This is a genomic window from Streptomyces sp. NH27, assembly GCF_056859195.1.
In genome coordinates this window covers 1-4235 of record NZ_JACEGK010000627.1, presented here as the reverse complement: position 1 = coordinate 4235, position 4235 = coordinate 1, and the positions used below count along the sequence as shown (strand labels likewise).

2 protein-coding genes and 1 pseudogene are annotated in these 4235 nt (G+C 71.4%); 1 reads left to right on the top strand and 2 read right to left on the bottom strand.

Features of this window, described 5'->3' with window-relative positions; translation table 11 throughout:
* Nucleotides 1-701 (bottom strand): annotated as a pseudogene (locus AC13HU_RS33375) (hypothetical protein); the annotation flags it as partial.
* Nucleotides 702-970: 269 nt separating this feature from the next.
* On the opposite strand from AC13HU_RS33375, the gene AC13HU_RS33370 reads away from it, so the two are divergent.
* Nucleotides 971-2308, top strand: coding sequence for a glycoside hydrolase family 18 protein (locus tag AC13HU_RS33370; RefSeq protein ID WP_483045728.1), 1338 nt, complete (start codon nucleotides 971-973; stop codon nucleotides 2306-2308).
* A gap of 64 nt (nucleotides 2309-2372) precedes the next feature.
* Here AC13HU_RS33370 and AC13HU_RS33365 read toward each other — a convergent pair.
* A partial coding sequence (locus tag AC13HU_RS33365) for an acetoacetate--CoA ligase (protein ID WP_483045727.1) occupies nucleotides 2373-4235 on the bottom strand: 1863 nt, incomplete at its 5' end.

The following is a 4235-nucleotide window of genomic DNA, read 5'->3' as shown; positions in this document are numbered from 1 at the left end:
TCGGTGGGGAGGCTGCACACGAGGTGGTGGGCACCGGGACCGACGGCGTCGAGGAGGCGTAGGAGGGTGTCGGAGGCGTCGTCGAAGGCGCAGTGCGCGAGGTCCTCGCCGCAGTCGGGGCAGGCGCCGGCATCCATGAGGAGGTCGGTGGCACGCTGCCAGACGGCGCGGCGGTCGGCTTCGCGGGTGAGGACGGCGCGGAGTTCGGGGATGGGCTGGCGGGCGTAGTGGACGGTGGGACCGGTGGTGGTGGCCTCCGCGACGTAGCGGGTGCGGGTGTGAGAGGTGTCGGGTGGTCTGCGGGTGCCGCGGCAGTAGGCGTCGTACGCGTCGGGGTCGAAGTGGGTGACGGCGACGTGGGTGCCTTGGGCGTGCAGGCCGCGGAGGAGTCCGTCGAGGTGGTGCAGGTACTGTCCGTAGTCGTCGAAGGGGAAGCTCGGGTGGCGGGTCATGGCGGTGAAGTCGTGGTCGTCGAGGAGCAGGGAGACGACAGTTGGGGCTTCGCGGCGCAGGGCGCGGCGGAGGCGGGTACGTCCTGGTGGGTCGCCGCGGCGGCCGGTGCGGGGTGCGCGGGCACCTGTGGGTGCCTGATCAGAGCGGGTGGCGCGGTCGGAACGCGGACGGGAACGGGAGCGCGTGCGGGCGTCCTTGGCGGTGGAGCGCTGGTCGGGTCGGCCGGTGTGGTCGGCGGTGGGTGGCATGGGTTCCCCCTGGGGTCGGTACGGGTCGGTGCGGCCGGAACCGGTTCGGCTCCGACCACCACTACTCACTCACCGTAGTCGGACCCACTGACAACGCGGCCTCGCACCGGAACTGACGGGGTGACAGGCGCGGGTGGCCGCGGCGACGCGCGCGGGGCGTGCGAGAGGGCAGTGCGGGGGTCGGGCTGGAGTACGGACTCTTGACTGTCGTGCCCAGGTCAAGTATCAAATGTCTGGGCGGCATTGGTCCAGACCAACTGGGAGTCCGTATGCGAAGGTCCCTCACGCTCGTGCTCGCGCTCTTCGGCACGCTCGTCCTGTTCTTCATCCCGCCGGCGTCCGCGGCGGGAGGTGTCGGAGCGGCCTTCGCGAAGACATCCGACTGGGACGGCGGCTACCAGGGCCAGTACACGATCACCAACACCAGTGGCGCGACGCTCGGTTCGTGGACGGTCGCGTTCGACCTGCCGTCGGGTACCACGGTCGGCGGCTACTGGGACGCGCTGGAGACGCAGAGCGGCACGCACTACACGTTCACCAATCGCGACTACAACGGCTCGCTCGCGCCGGGCGCTTCGGCGACCTTCGGCTGGGTCTCGAACGGTTCGGGCGCGCCGACCGGCTGCACGCTCGACGGCGCCTCCTGCGACGCGGGAAGCAGCTCGACCGGAGGGAGCACCGGCGGGATCACCGGCGGCAGCACCGGCGGAGGCGGCACCACTCCCACGGCGGGCCCGATCCACGTGGCTCCGTACGTGGACATGGGCGCGTGGCCGACGCCGAACCTGACCACGATGGCGTCGTCGGGCAATCTCAAGGACTTCACGCTGGCGTTCGTCACCTCGGCGGGCTGCAAGGCAAGTTGGTTCAACGCCTACGACCCGCGCCAGGCGTGGGCGAAGGACCAGATCGACGCGATCAGGGCGGCCGGCGGGGACGTGAAGATCTCCTTCGGCGGGGCCAGCGGCATCGAGTTGGCCCAGGCGTGCTTCTCCGCGGACGCGCTGGAGGCGGAGTACGCCGCCGTCGTGGACGCGTACGGGCTGACGTACGTGGACTTCGACATCGAGGGGTCGGCGGTCGCCGAGCCCGCGTCGATCGCGCTGCGCTCGCAGGCGCTGGCGGAGCTCCAGCAGACCCACCCGGGTCTGAAGATCTCGCTCACCCTGCCGGTGCTGCCCGAGGGCCTGACCGCCGACGGCCTGAATGTGGTGACGTCCGCGCTGAACGCGGGGGTCGACCTCGACATGGTGAACGTGATGGCGATGGACTACTACCGCAGCACCGACTACGGCGACGCGGCGGTCCAGGCGGCCACCAGCGTGGAGGGACAACTGGGGACGCTCTACCCGGGCGACTCCGACAGCCAGTTGTGGGCGAAGGTCGGGGTGACGCCGATGATCGGGCAGAACGACGACGGCAACGTCTACGACCAGGCCGACGCGCGGCAGTTGGTCTCCTTCGCGCAGAGCAAGCACCTGGGCATGCTGTCGTACTGGGAGGAGGGCCGGGACGCCAACGCGTGCACCGGCGCGCTGTACAAGTGCACCAACATCTCGCAGTCGCCGTACGAGTTCTCGAAGATCTTCGCGGCGTACACGGGATGACGTGACCCGACGGCCCGCGGTACCTGTCCTGGCACCGCGGGCCGTGGCGGATGTCGGCCGACGGCTACGGGCGGCCGCCGGCGGCGCGTTCGGCGGCGAGCCGCTCGTAGAAGCGCAGCACCTCCAGGTCGTCGACGGAGCCGGGGTTGACCGCCTTGTCGAGCGCGGTGCCCTGGAGGAGGCGCTTGACCGGGACCTCGATGCGCTTGCCGGTGAGGGTGTGCGGCACGCCGGGGACCGCGATGACCTCGTCCGGCACGTGGCGCGGGGAGAGTTGGGCGCGGATCGCGGTGCGGATGCGGTCGCGCAGCCCGTCGTCGAGCGTGGCGCCGGGGGTCAGGCGGACGAACAGCGGCATCCAGTAGCCCCCGTCGGGCTGTTCGATGCCGATGACGAGGGATTCGGCGATCTCGGGGAGGCGTTCGACGACCTCGTAGATGTCGGAGGAGCCCATCCGGACGCCTTGGCGGTTGAGGGTGGAGTCGGAGCGGCCGTGGATGACGACGGTGCCGCGTGAGGTGAGGGTGATCCAGTCGCCGTGCCGCCACACGCCGGGGAACATCTCGAAGTAGCTCTCGCGGTAGCGGGTGTCGCCCGGGTCGTTCCAGAACCGGATCGGCATCGAGGGCATCGGGTTGGCGACCACCAACTCCCCCACCTCGTCGATCACCGGCCGCCCTTGGGCGTCCCACGCCTGAAGGTCCGTGCCCAGACAGGGTGCTTGGAGCTCGCCGACGTAGACCGGCAGGGTCGGCACGCCGCCGGCGAAGCAACTGCACACGTCGGTGCCGCCGCTGACCGAGGCGATCCACAGGTCGGCGGCGACCTCGTCGTGCAGCCAGCGGAAGCCGTCGGGGGGCAGCGGCGAGCCGGTGGTGGCCACGCAGTTGACCGCCGACAGGTCGAAGTCGCGGCCGGGGTGCACCTCCGCCTTGCGGCAGGCGATGACGTAGGCGGCGGACGTGCCGAAGACGGTGCTGCCGGTCCGCTCCGCGACCCGCCACTGGGCCGCGGTGTCGGGGTAGCCGGGCGCGCCGTCGTAGAGCACGATCGTGGCGCCCGCCAGCAGGCCGGAGACGAGGAAGTTCCACATCATCCAGCCGGTGGAGGTGTACCAGAAGAAGCGGTCGCCGGGGCCGAGATCGAGGTGCAGGCCGGTCTGCTTGAGGTGTTCGAGCAGGATGCCGCCCTGGGACTGGACGATGGCCTTGGGCAGGCCGGTGGTGCCGGAGGAGTACAGCACCCACAGCGGGTGGTCGAACGCGACCTGCTCGTACTCGGGTTCGGCCTCGGATCCGGTCAACGCGTCCCAGTGCAGGGTGCCTTCGGGGGCTTCGGTGCCGAGCAGCGGGATGTGCACGGTGGCGCGCAACGTGGGCAGTCCGGCGCGCAGTTCGGCGACGGTGGCGGTGCGGTCGTGCGTCTTGCCGCCGTAGCGGTAGCCGTCGACCGCGAAGAGGACGACCGGTTCGACCTGCTGGAAGCGGTCCAGGACGCTGCGGGCGCCGAAGTCGGGGGCACAGGAGGTCCATACGCCGCCGACGGCCGCGGTGGCGAGGAGCGCGGCGACGGCGTGAGCGGTGTTGGGCAGGTAGCCGCTGACGCGGTCGCCGGGGGTGACGCCGAGCCGGCGCAGTTCGGCGGCGAGCGAGGCGACCTGGCGGCTCAGTTCGGCCCAGGTGACGGTGGCCGGTTCGTGCCGCTCGTCGACGTGGACGAGCGCGGGCTGATCGGCGCGGTCGGGGTCGAGGGCGGGGCGCAGGGCGTGCTCGGCGTAGTTGAGCCGGGCGCCGGGGAACCAGCGCGCGCCGGGCATCGCCGGGTCGGCGAGGACGGTGTCGGCGGGGGTGGAGAAGCGGACGTCGAACCACTCGGTGACCGCGCGCCAGAACGCCTCGGGCGCGCGCACGGACCAGTCGTGCAGGGC